The following is a 24,683-nucleotide window of genomic DNA, read 5'->3' as shown; positions in this document are numbered from 1 at the left end:
AGTTCTGTATGAATTTGAAAAAAATGGCTTTGGCCCTTACCCTTTCTGCCTCTTTCGGCCTCATGGTGGCTTGTGACGATGAATCTTCCCCGGCAGCCCCGAAGGAAAATGCAGAGCCGGCATCCAGCGCTTCCGTGACGGAATCCAGCGACGCCCAGGGTGGTGAAAAAATCAACTCTAGCGAATCCAAGGGTAACGACATCCAGTCCAGCGAATCCAAGGCCGCTAATCCGACTTCTAATGAATCCCAGAGCGGCGTAAGCTCTTCTAGCGAAGAAGGCTCTGTTGCCGCATTGGGTGCTTCCTGCGATCAGGAAGGTGCGAAAGAAATGACCTCCTATATGGGTGTTTCGCTTGAACTTGTTTGCCAGGACGGCGAATGGTCTATTGACAAGAGTTTGCTTGCATGTTCCGAAGAAGGCGCTATTAAGGATACGACCTTCTCGATGAATGGCATTTCTCTGCCGGTTAAGCTGGTTTGCGAAGAAGGCGAATGGACTTATGACGAAGACCTTAATGAAGTCGACAATTCCTGCGAAACTGAAGGCGCCACCAAGGATACGTCCGTGACCTTGAATGGAAAGAGCTATTCGACAAAGATGGTTTGTAAGGATGGCGTATGGGAAGCCGATCAGTCTTGCAAGGAGGGCGAAACCCAGGAAGTGGACTTGGGTGGAATAACGATGAAGCGCGTTTGCAAAGATGGCCAATGGGCCGAAGACGAGGAAGCTAATGCTTGTGCCCCGGAAGGTGCCAAGAAGAATCTTGAAATCAACGAAATAACGATGCCGATGGTCTGCACAGGCGGTGAATGGGTGCCGGATTTAGACTTTGGTAATTTCTAATCGTCCATTAATTGGAAAAAGTTTAAAGTCCCGGTTCATGACCGGGACTTTTCTAATGCTTGTTATCTTTAACAACTATGCGTTGCGCTCTTCGAGCGCAAGCTTCGTCGACTCGGTCATGGGAAAGCAAGCTTTCCCGCGACACTCGCCTCCTACGCTTTAATGATCGTATCCTTAGCGAGGACGACGATGCCGGATTCGGTCACGTGGAAAAGCTTCCTGTCGCGTTCCAGGTCGTAGCCAATCTGGAAACCCGCCGGAATGTGCAGGCCCTTTTCGATAATGGCTCGGCGCACCTTGGCTCCCGGACCGATGGTCACATTCGGGAAAAGAATCGATTCCTCGACGAGGGCGTCCTTCTGGATGGTCACGCCGGGGGAGAGGATGCTCTTGACAACGGTACCGCCACCAATGATACAGCCCGAAGACACGATGGAATCGATTGCTGCCCCCTGATGCGAATCACCGTCGCCGGCGAAGAACCTTGCAGGCGGCTGGTTCCAGTTGAAGGTACGAATCGGCCAATAGTTATTATAAAGGTCGAACGGAGGATTCTCGGAGCAGAGGTCCATGTTCGCTTCGAAGAAGGCGTCAAGAGTGCCCACATCGCGCCAGTAGCCCTTGGTGCTGGCCTGTTCGCCACGCACTATATTGGTATTGAAGTCGTACACGTAAACAGGGTAGTCCTTGTACAGGCTCGGAATGATGTGCTTGCCAAAGTCGGTAGCCCCATTTTCGGCTCCCTTCAGGAGTTCGCGCACCAGGAACTTGCTCGTAAAGATATAGTTGCCCATGCTCGCGAGGCAGTAGCCGGGATTGCCGGGCATTTCTTTCGGGTTCTTGGGTTTTTCTTCGAAACCGATCATGCGGTTATCGGCGTCAACTTCAATAATACCGAATTCACGCGCCTCGGAAACCGGCACCGGAATGGCGGCGATAGTCAAGAGAGCGGCGCGGCTCAGGTGGAAATCAATCATCTGGTTGATGTCCATCTTATAAATATGGTCGCCACCGAAAATAGCCACGAGGTCCGGGCGTTCGTCGGTAATGAGGTTGATGTTCTGGAAAATGGCGTCGGCGGTCCCCTTATACCAGTCATCGCCAGTGCGCATCTGGGCAGGCACCAGGTCCACATACTGGTCGAGGCTTGCGTTCAGATTCCAGGCTGCCGAAATATGCTTGTTCAGGGAATCGCTCTTGAACTGCGTGAGCACCTTGATTTTGAAGATGCCGGAGTTGATAAAGTTGTTCAGAACAAAGTCAATAATACGATAGGTTCCGCCAAAGTGAACAGCCGGTTTGGCGCGGTCGCGGGTGAGGGGTTGCAGACGGCTTCCTTGGCCGCCCGCCATAATCATACAAAGAATATTTTTTTGATGTTCCCTAGAATAAGACCAACTCATATAACCTCTTGAGGTTTACTTTTTTGTATACACAAGCCTAATTTATGTATTTTTTGACGAAAATGTAAACTTTTTTATCAAAAAAGCAAAAAAAATCGCAAAAAAAATTTTTTTATGGGGGAGGGCGGACTGCGTGTGGAGGATGACGGGTGTTTTTTGGTCAAATTTTTAAAAATCCCCCTGCAATCTGTAAATTATTTTTGTAGATTTTACCGCGTTCGAAATTATCGAAACAAACGTTAAACCCAATAGGAGCTCATAATGAGTCTTACTCTTAACGATATCAAGCACCCGAAGATCAGTACTTGGGTGAATGAAATGATCGCCATGTGCGAACCGGACAACGTCGTTGTCGTTGACGGCACCCAGGAAGAATACGATGCCCTCATGCAGAAGTGCGTCAAGGCCGGCCTCGCCACAAAGCTTGCCAAGAAGGAAAACTGCTACTTGTTCCGTTCTCTTCCGTCTGACGTGGCCCGCGTCGAATCCCGTACCTTCATTTCCTCTGTGAAGGAAGAAGATGCAGGTCCGACCAACCACTGGATCGACCCGTCTGAACTTAAGCAGACGATGCGTAAGCTCTACAAGGGTTGTATGCACGGTCGTACCATGTACGTGATCCCGTTCTGCATGGGCCCGCTCGGCTCCCCGATTTCTAAGAACGGTATCGAAGTCACGGACTCCGAATACGTCGTTCTCAACATGGACATCATGACTCGCGCCGGCAAGAAGGTTCTCGATATCTTCAATGCAGACCCGAACGCTGACTTCGTTCCGTGCCTCCACTCCGTTGGTAAGCCGCTCCGCGAATGCGAAAGCGACAACGGCATCTGGCCCTGCGCTGACGTTGAATACAAGTACATCACTCAGTTCCCCGAAGAACGCCTCATTTGGTCCTACGGTTCGGGCTACGGTGGAAACGCCCTTCTCGGTAAGAAGTGCTTCGCTCTCCGTATCGCTACCGTTCTCGCTCGCGACGAAGGCTGGCTCGCTGAACACATGCTCATCCTCAAGCTCACCAACCCGAAGGGCGAAGTCAAGTACGTGACTGGCGCATTCCCGTCTGCTTGCGGTAAGACGAACCTCGCCATGCTCATCCCGACTATCCCGGGCTGGAAGGTCGAAACCATCGGTGACGACATTGCATGGATGAAGTTTGGTAAGGATGGCCGTCTCTACGCTATCAACCCGGAAGCCGGCTTCTTCGGCGTTGCTCCGGGCACCTCTGCAGAATCCAACAAGAACGCTCTTATCTCTGCAGAAAAGAACACCATTTACACCAACTGCGCCCTCACTGAAGACGGCGACGTGTGGTGGGAAGGCATCGGCTACCCGGCTAAGGGCAAGCTCGTTGACTGGAAGGGCAAGACCCGTGACGCTCTCCCGAAGGACAAGGCTCCTAAGGGCGAAGAAATGGCTCACCCGAACGCTCGCTTCACCGCTCCGGCCAAGCAGTGCCCGTGCATTGCTAAGGAATGGGAAGATCCGGCAGGCGTGCCTATCTCTGCAATCCTCTTCGGTGGCCGTCGTCCGTCCACCATTCCTCTGGTCCACCAGTCCCTCAGCTGGAACCACGGCGTGTTCCTCGGCTCCATCGTGGGTTCCGAAATCACCGCTGCCTCTACGATTGACGCCTCTCAGGTCGGTAAGATCCGTCGCGACCCGTTCGCCATCCTCCCGTTCTGCGGCTACAACATGGGCGACTACTTCAAGCACTGGATCGAAATCGGTCAGAAGTCCACTGAAGACAAGCTTCCGAAGATCTTCTACGTGAACTGGTTCCGCAAGGATGCCAACAACGAAAAGCTTCCGGGTGGCTTCATGTGGCCGGGTTACGGCGACAACAGCCGCGTGCTCGCTTGGATCTTCGACCGCTGCAACGGTGTTGACAACGCTGTCGAAACTCCGATCGGTTACATGCCGAAGGAAGGCGCCATCAATACTGATGGTCTCGCTGACTACTATAAGGAAACTCTCCCGCAGATCACGAAGGTTGACGTGGAAGGCTGGAAGAAGGAACTCGCTGACGTTAAGGAAAACCACTATCCGAAGTTCGGCAAGCACCTCCCGAAGGAACTCTCCGAAATCATCGACATGATCCAGGATCGTCTGAATAAGGCATAATTGTTCGCAAGCCGAGAGTCGCGGTCTAGCTTGCTAGACCATGACCGAGGCGTAGAACAACGGACTGCAAAGCAGTCCAATAAGGCGAGTGAAGCGGGAACAAACTCGTTTGTTCCCATTTCCGAGCCGATATGCCTGCGCTCGTAGAGCGCAACGCATAATAAGTTTCCTTAAGGAACTTTAAAAATCCCTGCTACCAGCGATGGTGGCGGGGATTTTTTTATAACGAAATATGCGACTAGCTTTCAGCGGGCCGCGGTTCTTTTAAAAAAAATGACCTGTGTTACAGGTCATTTTTCTTTGGATTCTCAGATTCTTATTTAGTCCATTAAGCAACGAAGATAAGCGCCACTATAAAATTTGGGCGAAGTCACTAAATGAACCGGGTTCTCATCATGGTAAATTGCTATACTATAGTTTTTATCAATGGCCCGCTCGTTAAGAATGAGGAATTCCTGGTAGTCCTCAACCTCAAATCGACCACGATTGAGGGAAAATCCGTAATCATCGGTTCCCTCATAGCCATGCAAAGTTTTTTTCCATTCGGTAGACAGAATACTTTGTAGAGGAACCGTGCTCAGTAGAGTTTGCCATTCATCGCGTGTTGGTATGTGCCAACCACTGGGACAGATTCCCTGATGAGGTTCCTTAATAATTGAGTTGTCGCCTGAGAATGCCCATAGGGTGTCATACTCGCAAGGAAGCTGAGCAGCAGCAATCCATGAGTAGTGACGTCCAAATTTTTTTGCGATAGAATCAGAAATGTCATTATCAAAGTGTTGGCAGGAGTTTTCTCCTTTTTCTACAACAAATCTCAAATTTTCGCCCATCCATACTTGGGTTCCGATCTTTGCAGTCTTATAGGTTTCCCCATCGCGCTCATCAGTAAGAATCCCCGTTACTGGGTCGTAGTTACTGGCTGTTACCTTGCTGGAACTAGAAACCGGTGCAGAATCGCTGGATAGAACGAAGTCTTCTGAAGAAGACATTGACTCTTCGGCAGAACTGGTTACTTCTACACTTGAAGAACTTTCTATTGCAGTTATGGAACTAGAACTGAGAGAATTGTTTTCTTGTATGGAACTAGAAGATGCATTTTCTGGTTCTTCGGGAGAAGGCTTAGTTGAGCTGGTGTCGTCACTGCATGCGCACAAAATTGTTAGAGCAAGTCCTATAAATAGTTTGTAACTCATTTATTACCTCTTTTTAATTCAATATAGAAAATGACTGCTAATATTTGTACTAATGTTTTAGAAATATATAGTATCAAAGTGTATGTAAATGATTGTGCCAAACCATTGTGTAATTTTATTTTTTCGTTTGTTTGTGTATTGCGGTAAATTCTTGATTGATGGCGAGTTACCGTATTTTCTGCTATTTAAGAGAATAGAGTGATTGCATCTTGTAATGTATGATGACATTTTTTATCTTTGCTTTTTTTAGAAACAGATAAAAGAGCTCCTTATCATTAGGAATATTTTTTGGAATCAGTTTATGAATAAACTAAATGTTTTTTTATCCATCCTCGCCCTTTCATTATGGACAAATTCTTTTTCGTCAGATGTTGCAGGAGCGTTTAACAAGTACATGAGTCCAGAGGGTGGCATAAATCCGATGTCCGGTACTGTTGCCTTGCAAAAAGAGATTGCTTCTATTTCTGTTGGTCATGTTGGAGCCAATTTTACACTATCCTATTCTGGAAATGTCTTTAAGGATGTCGAAACTCAGAATAAAGATGTTTCTTCGGGCATAGTCGGTTTGGGTTGGTCGTTAGGGCGAGCTCAAATTGTTTGTGATTGTAAAGAAAATTCTTTTTTAGATGATGATATTTACTATCTCATTACAGCTGAGGGAAATCGTTATAAAATTTTTGATCAAACAAAATGGCTTGGCAATTTTGGTACAAAATCATCTACAAGCGAAGAATATTGGGTTATTGAAGGAAACCCGTATTGGAAAATTGAACGTGTTGTTGGTCAACATGTTGATCCGGGTCATGCAGATGTTATATGGAAGTATGTGAAGGGATGGAGGATAACGGATACCGAAGGTATAGTGCATACCTATGGTGATATTGATGAAGTTAACTCCCTGTATGCTCCAACACCGAATGCAACTGAGTATGACCTTATATGGTTAAAACCGTATGAACAAGAGGTTGTTACTTTAATCCCTCAGCTAGGAAATAAAACGCCCCAAGTGAAAAGAAATAAGAATTATTATGCACTGGGAATTATGGAAAATGCTCTTGGCGGCGAATCTTCTTTTTATCCGGTTGCATGGAATCTTTCAACAGAACAAGACGTAGAAGGAAATTCGCTTACTTACAAATACGACCAAATCTTAGAAGGCCTTAGTGGGACTATAAGAAAGAGCGACGATGACCCTTTTGAATTTTGGAGCTCTGACTCAAAATATACTAAAGAAACTTATCTTACAGATGTTTACGCATCTGATGGTGGTCATGTAAAATTTACATATGAAAATAAGGGCGAGGGCGAATTTGAAGGTGAATACAAGGATGATCAAGGAGATGAATTCGAAATTGATTCGCATGATATGTTTAAAGAAAAAATTGTACGCAAGTTCTTGGCTCAAGTTGAGATGTTTGCTCCCCCAAAATCTAAAAAAGACGATAATCCTATTGGCAAAGTCACATTTTGTTATTCCCCCTTGCAACCGAGAACTTCTTTCGTCAAGCGTCTGTTGAATTCTATTCGGTTCTATAATAAGGATCAACAAGAAATTGATTTTGAAAATTATGAATACTATACCAAAGTTCAAGACGCAACAACAATAGATGGTGTTAAAACCGCCTACCCGCTAGGCGCTCTTTATAGCATAAAAGGAAAAAAATGTGGCTGGGTTGAGTATTCGTATTGGAAAGAATCCATGGGAAGAGGACATGTTGAAGAACTTGAATTGAAAAAAATTTTTGGTCAAGGTGTACTTGAAGATGGCACAAATTATTTGGTCGGTAATAATAAAAATGATAAATTGGAAATCTACACTAGATTGCTAGGACGCTGGGTCAAATCCCCTCATGAACTTGCAAAAGGAATTGATGAAGTTCGTATAGGAGATGCAGGCTGGTTTTTAGCTTTAGATACAAATGGAGAAAAGAAGCCTGCTTATGTATATCAATGGAATGGTAAAGAGTGGAGAACTGTATCGACGCCAACTCAATACACTACTAAATTTGATTCTCCGCTTGATTTTTCAGATCAAAAGGTCAGAAAACTTTTGACTGGCCCAGATTATGTTCTTAGTTATGAACTGGATGATGAAGGAGGTTGGGGCTGGAATGATGGTTATTTGAAAGTGGATATCAAATGGAGCAAATGGGCCGGTACAGAGAATCAATCTTTTACGATTAATAAAGTTGATGATAATGATGGGTCTGGTCACAGAATCATTCCTTTGAAAAACCATATTTTGATTGTATATCAAAAAGGTGAAACATTGTGTTCAGGGAACTGTCTCGCATATAAGGTTTATAATTTTATAAACGGTACTTTTATTGAAGGTCAATCTTTTGGGAGTGATCTTGATTCGGAAAATGATATTGTATTGAACAACAATACATTAATTGATGCTGGTGAAGGAACTCATTTTTATAACTATTCTAGAGTGCATTTATATAATTGGAATGGTGAAAAATATAATCGACAATTAAAATACGCTTTTAGTAATACAGACCCGGCCGATGTACCTGCTATAGGGGATAATTACTATGTTGTCCGTTATTCAGACAAAAGGTTTATAAGAATCTTTGATTTTAATGGAAGTACTTGGTCTTCTGGATACTTTAATAAACTTTTAAAATCCTGGAGTTTAAACAGCAAGTATTATTGGACTGGTGTTGGTGGTAATGATTTTATTATAACAACAAGAGCTTATCAAAGAAAATGGTACACTACAATGCACCGTGAAGCTCGAGTAAAGCTTATTCACAAAAAACTGGGTACATGGAGTGATATTTCTTATGATGAATTGGGAAATTCCGAGCACAGGCATTTTATAGCAGGTAACGATTGGTTCTTAGAACATGGAAAATATCTTTCTGCATGGATTTGGGACGGCAAAAATTGGGTTCAAGAAGATCTTAAATCAGAATTGGATGGTTATAAAACGGAAAATATTTATTCCCTTGGCGGAAATATGTTTGCCGCTTCAGCCCCAGACAAAGGTAAAACAAAGATTTTCTATAAGGTGAATAATTCTTTCAAAAAATCTGCCGGTGCATATCTAGTTCGCGAAAAGAAAATTTTGGAACCTGTGACAGACCAAACGATTTCTTACTTGTATAGTTTCTTGTCTAGTACAAAATCCACGAATATCATTGATTATGATCCAATTTCAAATACTCCCTTGATGGATGTTATGAAGGTTGAACTACCCAATGGTGCTGGCATTGCGGAACGCTATCTTTGCCAACCTTCTTATGATGGATCCAAGGAAAATGTAGCCGTTGGCAATGTTTGCCGCGAAGTCATGCGTGGTAAACTCAATACTGGTATTATTTCTGAAACACGTACTTCTTTTGTACGAGACCGTAAAAATGAAGACTTATACCCTGTATATGTAGATAAACCTTCCAAAATCGTTCAAATTTCTAGGGGCATAAAGACTGTTACAAAAAATACCTATTCTAAAAAGAATGGTATGATTCAGAAAATTGAAAAGCATATTGGCAATCGTACGACTGAGGAAGTTTATAAATACTTGAATGATTTTGCACCGACAACGGAATCGGGAAAAGAAATTCTCAAAACTATAGAGAACCAAAACAGAATTAACGTGATGGCGGGAAGTTATTCATGTATTCCGAATTGCAATACTGGTATGATTGTATCGGCAACTGCAAATGGCTTTGAAAAAATAAATAGTCAGTATGTTATAACGTCCTCCTGGAAATATGCTCCAAAGAAAAAGGAATCTAGATCAAAAGTTGAGTCTGAAATCGCAAACATTGCTTTTAACGGTGGAACGACAAATGGTAATTGGGAACCGCAATCTCATAATTCAAGGTATCTCAACAAGCAAGTTGTTGAAACCGAAGAAGGACCGAGAAAAATCAAAGTCGCATCTTTCCTTGAAAATAAAGAAAATGGTAAAATGTTTGGTAATGCAGCAAATTGTGGCATTGATGAAGGTTTGATGCTTTCTGGTGAAAATTGTAATGTGGCTAATTGGTCAAATTGTAAGTTTGAAGAATTTTCTGGAGGTTATGCTCCCGATATCAAAGAAGGAAAGGAGCTATCTGATTATGGTCGCTTTTCTAAAAAAGCTCTGAAATTGAACACGCAAACGACTCTTATTGGTACAATTGCAAAACCAAGGAAGGAAGCATATAAGTTCTCTGCTTGGATGCAATTGACAAAAAGTAATGATAAATTGAATGTATCCGTTGATGGAAAACTTTTTTCATGGGATACAAAACCCGAAGATCTGAAAAATGCTGGCAAGTGGCAATATATTGAAAAGATCTTTGATATGTCTGAAACATCTAAAAAAAAAATTTACTTAAGCACATCCTCGACATCTTCGATTTATTTGCAAGATGTGCGCATTCTTCCATTGAAGGCAACTTCTACAGCCTCTTTTTGGAATGATGAATGGGACAAGATTCAAACGACGGTTGATAATCGTGGAATTGGTTCTTATGTTAAATTTGATAATTTGGGCAGAGAACTTGAAACTTACTCCGAAACCGCTGAAGGCGATGTCTATTTGGCATCGAAAACAACTATTGTTGATGGTAATTGCTCGGCTTATCCCAATGGTTCCGATTTATTGAAAAGCCTTAAATTGAATGGCAATTCTGTTGACATTCCGACAAACGGAAAACTTTCTAAAACATATTCGCTGTCAGAAATTAGTGTGCCTGTTGAATTTGAAACGCTTGGTCCTAATGACAGATTTAAGTTTAGCTTGGTACCGTTTAATGCAGATGACGTTTGGCAATCTCCTCCATGCTGTGCAAAATTGACATTTCCTGTGATTTCTTTTTCAGAGACTAAGTCTTGGATGCTAAAGATAGATGTTGAACCTTATGGTAGCAATGTATATGAATTCACAATCAAGAAAAAAGAAAATGATTGGGTCGAATATGGCGATATGACAGGCTTTGCAAATGGTATCTTGCCCAAATATCAAGACAACTTCGATTCTTCTTCTGTTCTTTATAAGGACAAATTTAGTTACTTGCGCAGCGCTTCGTTTGACGGAAATAAGTGGGAAGTTAATGATGACGCTCTATTTACAGAAACGGTTTCTGAATTTTACCCCGCATCTGGCAATAAGGCTTCATCTTCATACACATATTTAGCATACATTTCTGATGGAAGTTCCTTCTTTAGGTATCCGAAGGTGTTCTATAAAACAAACTCTAAGTGGAATCCCTATAACGATTCCCAACAGAAAATACAGGTAAATGATGTTAAAATTGTTGAAGATGCAAATAAAAATCTTGTGATGATTTATAACAGGGAGTTGTATATTTCTGACGAACTTGGCGAAAACGGGCTCCCGAATACAGAATTGGACAACTCTTTGCGTGCAAAAGTTTGGAATAAATCTAAGAATGATTTTGAAGATTTAGGCTCAACGCCCGTATTTGATAAATACAATACTACAGCAGATCTTTCAAACAAAAATGTTAGCGTTGCTCTTGGAAATATTACTGAATATAAAACCGGAGTGATTGAAGATGGTGAAGTGTTTGCATCTGATATTACTGTTGGTCCATATAACAAGCTATACGTAGCTTACTTGGCTAATTCTAAAATGCTTAGTAATGATGAACTAAAGAATTCAACTAAAAATGACGAGAATTCTATAGATGCTTTGGCATATTCAGTTCCGTTTGTTTATATCAAGCAGCTTTATGAAGCCTCTGAAACTCCGAGTGGAAAGCAGATTTGGGCTGCGGTAAGTCAAAAGAATGGAACTCCGGTTTCTTATGGAGATGTACTTTCTTGGTCTGACAATCTTTTCGATGCAATTGATAATGTTAAGAGGTTTAAACTTGCTTCTGACGGCACAGATTTGTATTTGGCAGTGATGTATGAAATGAGTACTTCTGATGATGAAGATGACGAAAATTCTGAAGTTTATACAGTATTGACCGTGTTTAAGGGAGAAATCAAATCTAATTATAATGTGAATGGTCAGACTTATAATCGTTATTTGAAGTGGACCACATTGAAGGATAACTCCATCAATACGGTTTATCACGCAAAGAATCTTGATAAAGAAAGAGAAATTATTGCGTACCTTAATGACAATGATGACTTCGACTTTGAAGTTCGGAAGCTCCTCAATGATAAAACAGTTCCGTTTATAATGTTTAGAACGGCTGACAACCATGATGACATTTCTGTAATTTCTTACAAAGATAATCGTTGGCTTTCCATTGGAAATCCTGCTTTTGCAAAACCGCAAATGCAGCAAGGAAGTACTGATCTGGGCGTGAACAAGGACGGAAACCCATTTGTCGTATTCCAATCTAATAATTACAAACAAAAAAATCGTCTTGTCGGCATGCATTATAATGCAAAGGATGCTCTTGATCTTACTCTCAGTGCGTTTGAGACAACCGATAAGAACTTTAATTCTTCTTGTGCATTTAGACAATACATTCTTTATTACAAATCTAAGGTAACTGGTGATGATTTTACATTTAAGATTACTCCAAAGACTGTGTCTAATGTCAAGGAAATCCAATTGTATAATTCAAATGGGTGGAATAAGACTATTACTGATTACACCAGCAATATTTCGATTCCAATTGCGGATCATTGGAATGATATAGAAATTAAAATTGTTGGAACTGATGAAAGTTCGCTTACCTATATGTTGAAACTTTACAAGGAACCTCCTTCTAATCCAGTTTATGGAATTGTAAGTGACATGGCTGTAGGATCGATCAGACCCATTGGTTTTAATTCCTATCAATTGGATATTCTTCCGACAGTAAATGATCCAAACCTTAAAACAATTGTCTTTGACATTCATTTCAAGAATGGTTGGACACTGATTTGGGGTGGTAAAGAATATGTCGCACCGACAACAATTCCAATTCTGAAGGATGAACTTCCGATGAAAGCGACATTTAAAAATGAAAAGGGTGAAGAGGTCTCCTTGACTATTAGAGATGTGACTTATTTGGATCCTACATTTGATCCGTCTAAAGAGAGTTGGTTCGATCCAAATGATGAATATGGCGGAAATGGTGGCTCCGGTGGAGGCTCCGGAAATGGTGGCTCTGGAAGTGGCGGTTCTGGTGGTGGATCAGGAAACTATAATGATCCTGGAATAGGAATTGTTAATACAGATATTTCTGAAAATGTTCCTGATGTTATTCGTTCAATTGCGAATGCAAAGATTTATTCTACTGGAAGTCTTGCTCTTGCTGATCGTGTGACTGTAAGCGGAAATATTTTTGCAGGATCTGTTGTCAATTTTGGAGTAACAACCACAAATAACAATAATATCTATTCTGGCAACTCTGTTGTTCTTAGAAATAATGCTATTGTAAATGGCATCTACTATGTAAATAATCTTGAATTACAAGATGGGGCCAAGTATAATTCGGCAACTAAGCTTAGTTCCCTTGTTGTACCAGTTATTCCTACATATATGGTTAGTTATGGTACAAGTGATGTGCTTGTTGAGTCTCTGCAGACAAGAAATCTCTCCGCAGGATCGTATAGGGATTTTACTGCTAGAAATGAGTCAAATATTCATTTTGAGGCGGGTGATTATTACTTCAGGTCCTTCTATGCAGATTCGAAAGTTAACATGACTTTTGCTCCTGGCACGAGAATTTGGATTGCTGAAAATCTAAGAATCGGTAATGAAAATAAACTTCAGCATAATGGTAAGATTGGCGACCTCTTCATTTATGTTGGCCAAAATGCCTCTATTGAAACAAAAGTGTATTTGAACGCGGTAGTTGTGGCTCCGAATGCAGATGTGAGGATTCCTTCGGGAGGATATGTGCGCGGGTACATATATGCAAAGTCCTTGGATGTTCAACCGGATTGCACTATTGAGTAGTAAGGAGCCATTATAATGTATAAATTTATCTATTCCTTCATTTTCACTATATTGGTTTGCCTGTCTATTGCATTTGCAGTTCCTGAAGGAGAACTTGAGGGCGAATTAAGAACACCTTTAGATGTGGACAGACCTTATAATTATGGCATTCCAGGATACGCAAATATCTATATAAAGCCTTTTAAGTCAGATATTTGGCCTTCTGGTGATGAAAGACTATATATTGAGTTTGAGCATGAGATTAATTATGGTGGACGACGTTATGATGGAGTTACCATTTATGGTAATGGAAAAATTTTCTTGGGAGACCATAGAGAATCAGCTTCTGAAACCTTGAATAGAGATGGTATTTATCCTTATGTTTTGCCGATAAATAACGAAATTATTCCAAGCGTTGGCAATGGACGAATTTTTGTTTCTTGGAGAAAATTTGACGAACACGGTGACGTATTTACTGTGATTGAAATAGGAACGTTTCAGGTATCTGGTAAAACAGATCCTATGATTTGTCAAGTTTCTTTTTATAGAGATGGCGAAATTCAAGTTCAATATTGGAATAAGAATAGATCTAATGCGTACCTTTCTTTGGAAACGGGTGCGGTTCATATGGCAGAAAGGGATTATATGGGGACACCTTCCGTTTATACAGGCTCTCAAAAGATTACCCTTTCGGACAAAGCAAACACATCTATTTATGCAGGCAGTGCTATTGACATTTTTAATAATGGTAAATTAAGAAAAGGCTGGATTGCAAAAGGATTCGCTAGTGACGAAGCCCAATTTAAAATAATCGATAAAGAAATTGACGTGCAGTTCGGTCCTAAGCATTTGGGTTCTGGTGGAGTTATTGCTTATGATAATGCTCGTGAGAACCCTGTTGTAGGAAGTTTTTCAGCATTAAGACTAAAGGTGTACTCCGTTAATTATGGCGACGGAAACACTGAGCAAACCCCAACTCCAGTATTCTTTTGGTATTTTAATGAACATCCGAGTTTTTATAATAATTCTCACATAGCAAGCTATCCTCAATTTTCAAATACTTCATTCGGACCTTTGAATGATTGTCCAAAGTGTATCTATCAAAATGGTTCGCTAGCAATCATTACTCCTGCTGCATATAAAAATACATGGAATAAGTATCTAACCAATCCTTTGGTTAATCCCGACACAATTATCGCTCCTGCAATAAAAATGCAAACGTGGGGTGATGGAAAAAATAGGCATATTAGAATTAAGTATGCAGCGCTATCCCCATTGCAGCCGCGTTCGATTCAATTTTTTCCTCCAAAAACTCTGAATGTTCGATACAAAGGTGATGTGGGATATATGACCGTCAATAACGACAAGGCTCCTGTTGCTTTGGTTGAAAAATCAGATCTTGACGCTATTGTACATACTACTCCTGGTTATGTTATCAAACAGATTTTTGTTAACGGTCTTGAAGGTTATAATGCAGATGATCCTAGTAAGTTTTTGAATGGAATATCTATTACTTATGATGAATCTCAAAAAGTAGCCGTAATTAAGACAAATAAACTTACAAGCCATTTGACAATTGAGGCTATTTTTGAAGAGTGCTCTGAAAAAGATCGCGTTTTGCCGAAAGTGGTGCCCTCCTACGTAAAAAGCGAAATGTTTTTGGATCCGGCAGAAAAATCCAAGGTATTGGAGACATACTCTGTAAAAGATGGTTTTGGAAGAGTTGTGCAAACGCAAGTTCCTTTGACGACAGGAAAATTTAAAATTTCAGCCTTGTATCTTGATGAAGCCGGCAATACAAAATATGCTCCGATACCTTATGTTTCGAACAAAGGCTCGTATGAGTACGAAGACATGTTCTGCGAAAAGTGTGTCGACAAGTCTAGAAACTACTACAATGGTGACACAAAGTCATCTAAGGAACGAATTGATTCATACAATCATCCCTATACCGAAACAGAACATTTTTACGGAATGAATTCTGCGTTGCGAATTAAACAGGCTGGAATGGGAGAAGCTAGTTTCGACTTAAGTAATAGTTTTGCACAAACATGGCAGATTCCTATCAAAACGTCTAGCTCAAAGGAATTTTTCTCTAAAGAACAATTAGCTTCATTATCGACTGATGGAACAAATTCCAATGGCAATGAAATAGAAAATCTTTACAAGTCTCATTTGTCGTCTATCGAAGATAGCGATTTTGAAAATGATGATGAAATTGACTATCCGTATGTTTTGACAATCAATCGATCGGTTGATGGTGTGTTTACTCAGAGTATTGTTGATGCTGCAGGAAATTCTTTCGCTTCATGGATTACGCATAATGACGATGTGATGATTACGCGTAACGAATATGATAAAAAAACAACGCAACTTAGTTTGTCTAAAATTGAAAATCAAAACGGATTTGAATCAAAATATGAATATGATGATGTCGGTAGATTAGTTGCTTCCAAAACGCCAGATCGTGGTCGCACTGAGACAAAGTATGATTCTAAAAATCGAATTCGTTTTACTCGTGATGCTAAGCAAATCAGCAAGGGCGACGGTCATTTTAACATTTTTACTTATGACGATGAAGATCGTCTTGTTCTTACTGGTGAAGTGCGAGGGAATTGTAATAATTGTAGCTTTAGCAATCCTAATGCTGATTTAAGCGCTTATACATATCCTACTGTAGAAACTATTTATGGGATGCCGAAGGTATCAGATATTCTTAAGTCCGATGTTCCTGAAGTTGTTAAGAAGAACAACCCTAATGTTCTTAATTATGACAATAAGTTGAAAAAATTGGTTAAGAACATCATTGATCGAATAGAAGGAGTCTTACCTCATGAAGCAGGTGCCGTGATATCTTATAATCGTAAAGGGCTGATTAATACCGTTAAGCTTTCAAGTTATGATAATCTTGGTCGTGTAAAAATCAACTGGACCTTAAACTTGTTTGAAGATGGAGCCCCGATAGTAGAAACTCATTACAAATATAATACTGCCGGTAATATAGCTTCCTGTATCGTGAAAAAATGGAATTCCTCAACTGAAAATTGGGAATTTGTAACAGGTAAGTCTTATACATACGAAGAATTTGGCCGTCTTGAATCTGTAAGTGAATTGCTTGATGAAGAAGGAAAATCCAGCAAGAAACTTGTTGAATATACGAGAAATTCCGTCGGCACGGTTGAAAAAGTTGTATATAAGGATGGCGGCAGGGTTGTTGTGTCTAAAAATTCTGAACATGATATTTATGGTCGTACAACAAAAATTGAGTATACAAATGAATCAGGAAAATCGGTGTATTCGGAAGATTTGAAATACAAGGATCCGCAGATTAATCGAGTTTTGGAAACCACTCATTCCTGGATGCTGCCTGGCCAGAACAGAAAAACGTTCAGCAATGCATTTGAGTACGATGATTTAGGACGATTGGCAAAATTCACAACAAATGATGCGGGTGTCGGTAACGCAGAATATGATTATGATATTTTGGGTCGCTTAGTATCGAAATTTGAAAAAGATACTACACTAACCTATACATATGCTAGTGGCAGCTATAAACCTACAGCAATATCTGCAAATGGCAATGTTATTGCCAATGCTTTGAAGTACGATGTAAGGGGTAATGTGTGGTTGGATGGTTATAATAAGTCTGCATATACCTTAAATTCTACTGGTTTGCCAGAACATGTCGCGTTGTATAGAGATGTTCCTTCTCAATTGAGTCTTGCCGATGTTGATGAGGAAATAGTGTATGATGAAGAGTTTGGACATATAAAAATTGCATATGATGAATCTGGTAACCGTGTTTGGGATCGGAAGTATACTAGAGGCGGTTTGATTTGGGATCGAGTAACAATTCCTGGGTTTGGTACTTACAACAAGAGTCGTTACACTGATTTTGAACTTGAAAGGCTTGAGCTTGTTGGAGGTGGCTTCCGTAATGGACTGGGAACCGAGGCTGTGTATCCGCTGATGGATGCACAAGGCAATGTTAGAGCCTATGCAGGTCTCTCAGGGATCAAGACCGCTTATGATTATCGTCCGTTTGGCCGAGAGAATGCTCTTGCAGAAGGTATGGAAGGCGACGTGGATAACCGCCGCTGGCAGGATAAAGAATATGATGGCGAGCATGGCAAGTACTTCTTCGGCGCGCGTTACTTCGATCCGTTCTTTGGGCTTTGGATGAGTCCTGATCCTGCTGGGCAATATGCGAATCCCTACACTTATGGTGGCGATCCGGTAAACTTTATTGATCCGACGGGATTATGGGGTCTTGATGCAGGATTCTTCACCATTGGTTGGGATTCTAACCGTGGCTGGAACTTTGGCCTGTCTGGGGGAATCCTCTCTTACACCTGGTACCAGAACGGCTCCAAAACCTTTGAGGCCTCGGTAGGCGGAAGCTATCAGTGGTGGATACTCAACTTTGAAGGAACGTTCGGTTACAGCTATAATACTTATAGTGGGCATTCCATATCAACACACGGCCATGTCTGTGTTGGTGTAAAGGAAGACGAAGCTGGTGTTTGCGCAGGCCTTGAAGCAGGCGGCAGCATGAACTGGGACGCCTACGGGAATTTCCTTGGGATGACAGCCTATGCGGGAGCCTTTGCCGAGCTCCAGGCCAGTGACAACACTTCGCTAGTGAAGGTGAACGGTGGATATGAAACCGGCTTGTTTGGCATGGAAGGCCGTGGCTGGTATGGTGGCGTCAGTGCTATGGATGGAAGCCTGTATGCTAGTTGGGCTGAAAACGGCGGATGGAGTTATGGTTTTAGCAAAAAATTTGAAGCATGGAACTATAGTGCTACAGAAAACAGTGCTAAGCTGGCTATTTTAGGATTAGATGTGTATAGTAGCAATTCAATGTTATTAAGTGTCGAAGGTTATTGGACTACTGATAAAAATGTGATGGAATGGGCTAAATATTTGTTAGATGACAATGAAAATGTATTTACATTTATGGCTCATGGGAATGAATATATCATTGGATTGGAAGATCCAGTGTATCTACCGTTGCCTCAATCAGGGAAAATGGATGGGATTCAGTTTGGCGAAAGGTTGAATAATGGAGAATTTAATTATAAAGGCGAAGGTATGATAAGGCTCTATTCTTGTAGTACTGGTAAGAAAACTTTTGATGGAAGAAATAACTTTGCGCAAAATGTTGCGAACACAACCGGCAAAATTGTTATTGCCCCTACAGAAGATGTTGGTGTAACGGTAAAAGAATTCTTTGGCGTAAAATGGACCTCAACAAGGATTTTAAATAATGGCTATTGGAAAGTTTTTCGTCCTCAGAAACGCTAGAATTTTGAGAAGTTGCTTTTTAGCATGCACGATGTTGCTGGCTCAGCCAGAACTGTCTTCTTGGCAAGATTCTAACGGATGCATTTTTTGCATAAATGGTAAGGTTTCTTCAGGAGTATGTAAACATAATTCCTATAAGATAAAACGAAATTGGCAAAACACTTTTTTCAATTTGGAGAATAAATCTGGAGTCCACAAGTTGCAGCTTGGTTACAGAACTACATTACAAGTTTTTTGTAAAAATGCTTCAAATTATTGTAAAACTATAAACGATTCACTTGTTATAAAGTCTTTGCCGGACATTAAGGAGCGTAAACATTTTTGCGAGATTATGGATAATGATGCTAAGTTTTTCTCAGGACTGACATATTCATTGCCCATAGAAGAAAAAATACAGCCCGGTGAAATTTCTATTTTGTGCGACTTTGTACACTTTGATATTGATAATCAAGTTCTAGATTTTAAGGATGGCGGAAATTGCCCGATTTGGGTTAAGATTAACCCCTATGAAAATGAACTATATCAACTTGAAATTTCCAAATCAGGAAAAAAATACAATGCTAAATTGAAAAAAATCTTAAAAAAATTGGTCGATGGGGATATGCTCTATTTAGACAATTTTATTTCAATTAGTGAATGTAAAAATTCAAATTGTCAAATTTTAAACTATGTAGAAGGAAAAACTCAAAAAGTAAAAATCGGCTGTGATTTCATAAAATATAATGAAAGCTCCAATATTAACGTTACTATTTCAGATGCAGGTCTTTGTCCAATAGAATATAAGACCAAATTAAAAGAAAGTAAAAAAATTTATTTACGTTCTCAAAGAATAAATAATTCTTTCTCGCTAATGATTTCTGGCAAATCAAAATAGGATGGACATTTTCCATGGAATTAAGGGAAATAAAACGGCTTCGGGCGCGGCGGGGTTGTTTCTAGCTAATCAGAATCAAATTTTGAAAGCGGATTATAGATTGGCGGGAAGGGCTTTTATGTCAATTTTTGCAAGTAAGGATTTAGGATATAAAAATGTCGGCTACTCAAGCTTAGTAGGTGTTGGTGTTTCTTTAGAGGCGATTCTTAAAACATTCACTCATTATAGTTCATACAGCCGATCAAAAACGAACCTATGGTAAAACGTTATATTCTGCTATTTCTTCTTTTGACAGGAATTGTCTATGCTGATAAGAATCAGCCTTATCGGGAATATGACGGGCTTGTCTTTGAAACTGATTTATACTTCAGTAATATTTATGGTTCGATCTATTTTGGAAATGCCTATGTATGGGATTATTTCAACCTAGGCGGAGATCTGTTAAATATCCGTGTGGTTAAAGACGGAGATTCGCATAGGATTTCTACGAATGCCTTAGCTGGCCTCGTTACATTTGCAATTGTCATGAATCCTGTAAGCGACAAGTCTGAAGATGCTGATAAAAGTGCTCGCTTCCGACAGACTGCTTTTTTATTGTTGAACGCATTGAATCCGACTATTGAATTTTTTCCTTTAGTAAAATTCAATTTTCCTTTATCGATTTCTGGTGGGTATAATTTTGACTGGTTCGCCTTAAGCCCTGAACATCTAGTGAGTTTTTCTACCAAGATGGGGTTGAATTTATATTTCCATTTAGGGCCATGGTGGCGCTTGTCCGCCTTGGCTCTTTACCAAGTAACAGATACCTATGACCTTGAAAGGGGATGGAAATTCCGACTTAGTTTGGGAGTCAGGGTTAATGACTAAAACTTCGTAATTGCTGACGAATCGAATTTCACGTTTTTTGCATAAGAGAATTCTTTGCTTCGCTTACGGCTTTCTTGGTCTGCTTGATGTCATGCAGTGTGGGAGTGTAAATCAAACTGTGGCTCTGTTGAACATTTGATATCTATCTGTAGCTATAAATAGCTTTTAATGTTTCACAACCCATGTTCCCTGATTCCCATACACCACAATTCGCCCTCTTTTCAGTTCCTTACATTTCAAGTTCTGAATGAGGGGATGGGTTTCGGTATCGGAATCTAAGGCATACTTTCTATCAATACATTTACCAGGATGCTCTTGGAGCATCTTTTTTGTTAGGGCGATGTCAACGGAGCGTTGCATATAGGCTGCATCTTTTTTTGTGAAGGCCAGTTGGCCTTTGACTGCCTGGGTGTAAAGGTGCATGGCTAGGGTGAAGAAAATGCCAGAAACCGCTATGGTGACGACTAATTCTATGAGTGTAAAGCCGCGTTTCATTTCTTTTTCCTGTATTCGCATTTATAGAGAGCTCGGGTTGTGTCGGCTTTGTTGCGGATAGAAATTGCCTTGTAGCAGATTTCGTCACCGGAGTTTTGCTCGGTAATCAGGGTTTTCCATTCTATACCGATGGAGTCCCTATGCACGAGAATCGTGTCTTTTTCCAAGCCTTCGTTTAGGTAAAGGTTCTGTTTACTTAGGTTGTGGCCGTAGTCGTCGATCCATGCTTTTTGTGTTATCTTATTAGGGTATAGGTAACTCATTAGCATGACTCCGGAAGTGGTGAGTATGGCGAAACTGAGTAGCACTTCGATTAAAGTCACTCCCTTTTTGTACTTGTTAGAAGGCAATTGTGGCCTCCTTTCCGATTTGAACAATATCAGGGGTTATGACATGCAATGTTGTGTCGTTCGTAATTTTTGCATTGCGCAAAAAATCGCTCCAGAGCGTATTGTCGTCATAGAAGGCGAAGGCCCATGCAACGAAATAACCTTGGAGTTTTCCTTGCATGTCTACTGAACCTCTGCTGATGATAGCTCCTCTAAGATCTGTTTTTGGTCCAATTTTGATGGGGGTGCTTTGTAAGGTCTCGTCCCAGTTGTCGGCTAGGTAAATAATGACTGTGTTGCTGGCGATGAGCCGTTGAATGTCCATGTATCCGCTGTATTCAACTTCACTGGTTTTTCGGCCCTGCAAGGCTAACCAAAGTGTGCCGACCTGAGGATTTGAAAGGTTTACTTCCAGAGAATCCTGGGCAAGGAATGCGCCCGATACAATGGCTTGCTGTTTTATGGAAATTGTTCTGGCAATGATATTGGCTCTTTGTAGACTAGCTCTTTCCGAGATAAAGAGCCGATCGGCAATAATCTTGCAGTTCTCGCACTTGGCGTCTCCGCGAATGACTACTGTCTTGCAGAAAAGTTCTGTGGGGACAATATCTGTCGCATCAAAGGTGCATCGTTCTTTTACAAAGTTCTGGGCAAAAATGTCTCGGGTAAGTTCCGGGAAAATACCGATGGAGTCAAAATAGGGATAATTCGCATCATAGCGAATTGTGTCTACAAAGGCGTTTTGACTTGCGGGCATTTTGTAATGGGTGCTGTAAGAGACCCTTCCGTTTTTTAGGGCGATTCCGCCTTGAATCTGGGCGTCACCAACCAGGGCAATGTCTGCATTTGGGGCTAAGAGCGTAATTGCAGGGAGTGTGGGCAGAGTTATTCCTGGGTGAAATTCATTTTTTTTTCCATTTTTCATGGAATCGGAACTGAAAATGGTAATTTTTGAGAAAAGTCCGTCCTGCTTGTGGCTCATGCTGAACTTTATGTTCCCTAAGTGGGTGGAATAGTTCAGGCTATCTGTGCGCCAAGGCATTTTTTCGTTTTCCATACGGTAAAAGCCGTAGTCCATGGCCGTTTCTGTGGATAGTTCGTCCTGACTTTTTTGATACCTTCTGAATGATTCGATGCGCTCTGCTTTTACCATGCCATAAATAGTCATGGCCAAGATGCCAAGAATGCTTAGAAGCACCATGGTTACGGCCATTGTAAAACCATTTTTTACATTGCGTTGGGTCACGTTCTGTTTACTAAATCAGGAGGAGTTCTTTGTTGGATAATATAGCTAAAATTGCTATCTTTTACCATGATTAATTAAGAGGGTATTTTGAATAAGTTTCTTGCTTTTTTGATTGTGGCGTCTAGCCTTGTTTTTTGGGGCTGCCTTCAGGATGAAGACGAAGATTTGGACCGCATTCCGGTGCAGTATACCGTGCTTGTGCGTGATGGCGTTACTGGCAAGGCCGTAGAAAATGCTTCCGTGGAGTTCACTTCCGAAAACGGTGTTTCGAAGACGTTGAAAACAAATTCTAATGGTAAGGTGGTTTTCCCGTCTGCCGAGAGTTATGTGAATCAAGTAATTGTTTTCATGGAGGGGTACATACCTACTGATACAGTTGATGTTGTGACTATTGCAGATTCATCTTACTCCTTGATGTTGCGTACTTTGAATTTGGCTATTTTGCCAGAGGGTGTAACGGAAGCCGATACCGGACGATATTACCGCTATACGGTGATCGTTCTTGACGAAACATCTATGGACGTGATTTCTGGAGCAAATGTTTCAGTAACGTCTGGTAGTCACAAGGCTGTTGATGTTACTACCGATAAGAATGGCCGTGCCATTCTGGATTCGCTCCCGTCAAAACAGAATCTTTTCAGTGTATCCGCATCTGGATTTACTCCGGTAGATACTCTTGTTGTTGCTGACACCAGTAGTTCCGAAGGTCTAGTTTTACAGACTCTTCGCGTTATCTTGGCTCCATCTGTTTCCAAATAGTTTATGGCTTTTCTGCTGAAGAATCCACCAAGCCCCGCATGTCTTAGGCTTTTGCCTTTGGAGCTTATGCAGCGTTACTCCGTTTTGCCGGTGAAATATGACGACAATACGGGTTATTTGACTGTTGCCATGCCTTCAGCAGTTGACTTGGAATTGGTTCAAGAACTCCAAATGGCAACTGGTATTTTGGTTCAGCCAGTGGAAGCGGATCCCGATAGTATTGCCGAGTGGGTTCAGACTTTTGCTGCTCATTCCGAGTCATCCTTTGGTGCAAAGCAGGAAAATGGACGTGCAGTTTCCGCTGTGGCAAGGCTTGTAGATGAAATTATTTCCGAAGCCGTGCAGACCGGAGCTTCTGATATTCATTTTGAACCTGGGGAGAAGGTTTTCTTAGTTCGTTTTCGCAAGGATGGTGAATTGCAGATTGTCCGCAAATTGCCCGTGCGCTTGATTTCAGAAACTGTTTCTAGAATCAAGATCATGGCCAGTATGGACATTGCAGAACATCGTAGACCTCAGGATGGCCGAATTCATTTTGGTGACGGTAGCAAGGCTGTGGACATTCGTGTTTCTGCGCTGCCAACGGACTACGGCCAGAAAATGGTATTGCGTCTTTTGGATAAAGGACAGATTATTCATCGCTTGGATTCTCTGGGAATGTTGCCTAACCAAATTGAGATGGCTGAGGCTGAAATTCACAAGCCTTATGGCATGTTCCTGATTACTGGACCCACGGGTTCCGGTAAGACAACGACGCTTTATACCTTGCTGCAGATGATTCGCAGTTCTAAGCTGAATATTTCCACTATTGAAGAGCCAATTGAATACAAACTGGATGGTATTACACAGACTGCGGTAAATACAAAGATTGATTTGACCTTTGCTGCTGCACTGCGAACCTTGCTGCGTCAGGATCCCGATGTAATCATGGTGGGCGAAATCCGCGATAGTGAAACAGCTGAACTTGCGATTCGTGCCGCTTTGACGGGGCATTTGGTTTTCAGTACTTTGCATACTAACGATGCTCCTTCGGCTATTGCCCGTTTAATTGATATGGGCGTTGAGCCGTTCCTAGTGGCCAGTGCAGTAAACTTTATTATGGCTCAGCGTCTGGTTCGCCGCATTTGTCCCAAGTGTGGTGGAAAAGATTCTAGTTGTTTGGCATGCGGAGGAAGTGGATACAAGGGTCGTGTCGGCATTTTTGAGATGATGAAAATGAGCGAAACTTTGCGTGATAGGATTCATGAGAATGTGTCTACATCGGATTTACGAAAGCTGGCTGTTGCCGAGGGAATGAAAACTTTGGCAGAAGATGGTCTTGAAAAGGTTAAACTTGGTTTGACAACAGAATCGGAGATTGCCGCCGAAGCGGTAATGTGATTTGAGGCTTAA

At 41.4% G+C, this 24,683-nt stretch carries 14 protein-coding genes and 1 pseudogene; 9 read left to right on the top strand and 6 right to left on the bottom strand.

Annotated features, from left to right (window positions below):
- Positions 1–8: 8 nt before the first annotated feature.
- The gene (locus tag BUA93_RS06970; RefSeq protein ID WP_072978437.1) at positions 9–845 is read left to right on the top strand and encodes a hypothetical protein; all 837 of its coding nucleotides are present in this window, start codon (positions 9–11) and stop codon (positions 843–845) included.
- 152 nt (positions 846–997) lie between these two features.
- Here the strand turns inward: BUA93_RS06970 and glgC are convergent, their stop codons facing one another.
- The gene (gene glgC, locus BUA93_RS06965) at positions 998–2,248 is read right to left on the bottom strand and encodes a glucose-1-phosphate adenylyltransferase (RefSeq protein WP_072978436.1); all 1,251 of its coding nucleotides are present in this window, start codon (positions 2,246–2,248) and stop codon (positions 998–1,000) included.
- A 261-nt stretch (positions 2,249–2,509) separates the two neighbouring features.
- Here glgC and BUA93_RS06960 point away from each other — a divergent pair, with 261 nt between their 5' ends.
- Positions 2,510–4,372, top strand: coding sequence for a phosphoenolpyruvate carboxykinase (GTP) (locus BUA93_RS06960; RefSeq protein WP_072978435.1), 1,863 nt, complete (start codon positions 2,510–2,512; stop codon positions 4,370–4,372).
- Between the two features lie 320 nt (positions 4,373–4,692).
- Here BUA93_RS06960 and BUA93_RS06955 read toward each other — a convergent pair whose 3' ends face one another.
- Positions 4,693–5,565 (bottom strand): FISUMP domain-containing protein, encoded by an 873-nt coding sequence (locus tag BUA93_RS06955; RefSeq protein ID WP_083597208.1) that lies wholly within the window; start codon positions 5,563–5,565, stop codon positions 4,693–4,695.
- Positions 5,566–5,866: 301 nt separating this feature from the next.
- On the opposite strand from BUA93_RS06955, the gene BUA93_RS06950 reads away from it, so the two are divergent.
- From BUA93_RS06950 to BUA93_RS06930, 5 genes are read left to right on the top strand one after another with little or no spacing between them, the layout of a single operon-like run.
- A complete protein-coding gene (locus BUA93_RS06950; RefSeq protein WP_072978433.1) occupies positions 5,867–13,435 on the top strand; it encodes a bactofilin family protein in 7,569 nt (2,522 codons plus the stop codon).
- Between the two features lie 15 nt (positions 13,436–13,450).
- Positions 13,451–18,721 carry an RHS repeat-associated core domain-containing protein gene (locus BUA93_RS06945; protein ID WP_072978432.1) on the top strand — a complete coding sequence of 1,757 codons (5,271 nt, stop codon included), beginning with the start codon at positions 13,451–13,453 and terminating at the stop codon, positions 18,719–18,721.
- Positions 18,684–19,595, top strand: coding sequence for a hypothetical protein (locus BUA93_RS06940; protein WP_139257854.1), 912 nt, complete (start codon positions 18,684–18,686; stop codon positions 19,593–19,595). Before BUA93_RS06945 ends, BUA93_RS06940 begins: the two co-directional genes overlap by 38 nt.
- 1 nt (position 19,596) lies before the next feature.
- Positions 19,597–19,857 carry a hypothetical protein gene (locus BUA93_RS06935; protein WP_072978430.1) on the top strand — a complete coding sequence of 87 codons (261 nt, stop codon included), beginning with the start codon at positions 19,597–19,599 and terminating at the stop codon, positions 19,855–19,857.
- A 26-nt stretch (positions 19,858–19,883) separates the two neighbouring features.
- A complete protein-coding gene (locus BUA93_RS06930; protein ID WP_139257852.1) occupies positions 19,884–20,462 on the top strand; it encodes a hypothetical protein in 579 nt (192 codons plus the stop codon).
- A 165-nt stretch (positions 20,463–20,627) separates the two neighbouring features.
- On the opposite strand, the gene BUA93_RS06925 is transcribed toward BUA93_RS06930, so the two are convergent.
- The 4 genes and pseudogenes from BUA93_RS06925 to BUA93_RS06915 all read right to left on the bottom strand — a co-directional run bounded on the left by BUA93_RS06925 (position 20,628) and on the right by BUA93_RS06915 (position 22,532).
- The gene (locus tag BUA93_RS06925; RefSeq protein ID WP_175547385.1) at positions 20,628–20,957 is read right to left on the bottom strand and encodes a pilus assembly FimT family protein; all 330 of its coding nucleotides are present in this window, start codon (positions 20,955–20,957) and stop codon (positions 20,628–20,630) included.
- Entirely contained in the window at positions 20,954–21,220 is a 267-nt protein-coding gene (locus BUA93_RS06920) for an FtsB/FtsL family cell division protein (RefSeq protein ID WP_254793892.1), read from the bottom strand. Before BUA93_RS06920 ends, BUA93_RS06925 begins: the two co-directional genes overlap by 4 nt.
- A gap of 9 nt (positions 21,221–21,229) precedes the next feature.
- A pseudogene (locus BUA93_RS16755) lies at positions 21,230–21,307 on the bottom strand (prepilin-type N-terminal cleavage/methylation domain-containing protein); the annotation flags it as partial.
- Positions 21,297–22,532 (bottom strand): type II secretion system protein, encoded by a 1,236-nt coding sequence (locus BUA93_RS06915; RefSeq protein WP_139257850.1) that lies wholly within the window; start codon positions 22,530–22,532, stop codon positions 21,297–21,299. The gene BUA93_RS06915 and the pseudogene BUA93_RS16755, both read right to left, overlap by 11 nt.
- Before the next feature lie 87 nt (positions 22,533–22,619).
- Here BUA93_RS06915 and BUA93_RS06910 point away from each other — a divergent pair, with 87 nt between their 5' ends.
- Positions 22,620–23,291: a carboxypeptidase regulatory-like domain-containing protein gene (locus tag BUA93_RS06910; RefSeq protein ID WP_072978425.1), complete on the top strand. Its 672-nt coding sequence runs from the start codon at positions 22,620–22,622 to the stop codon at positions 23,289–23,291.
- 3 nt (positions 23,292–23,294) lie between these two features.
- Positions 23,295–24,671, top strand: coding sequence for a GspE/PulE family protein (locus tag BUA93_RS06905; RefSeq protein ID WP_072978424.1), 1,377 nt, complete (start codon positions 23,295–23,297; stop codon positions 24,669–24,671).
- Positions 24,672–24,683: the final 12 nt, after the last annotated feature.

The organism is Fibrobacter sp. UWH4, from assembly GCF_900142475.1.
GTDB lineage: Bacteria > Fibrobacterota > Fibrobacteria > Fibrobacterales > Fibrobacteraceae > Fibrobacter.
Note: the sequence above shows the minus strand (reverse complement) of the source record. Positions and strands in the feature narration are given on the sequence as shown.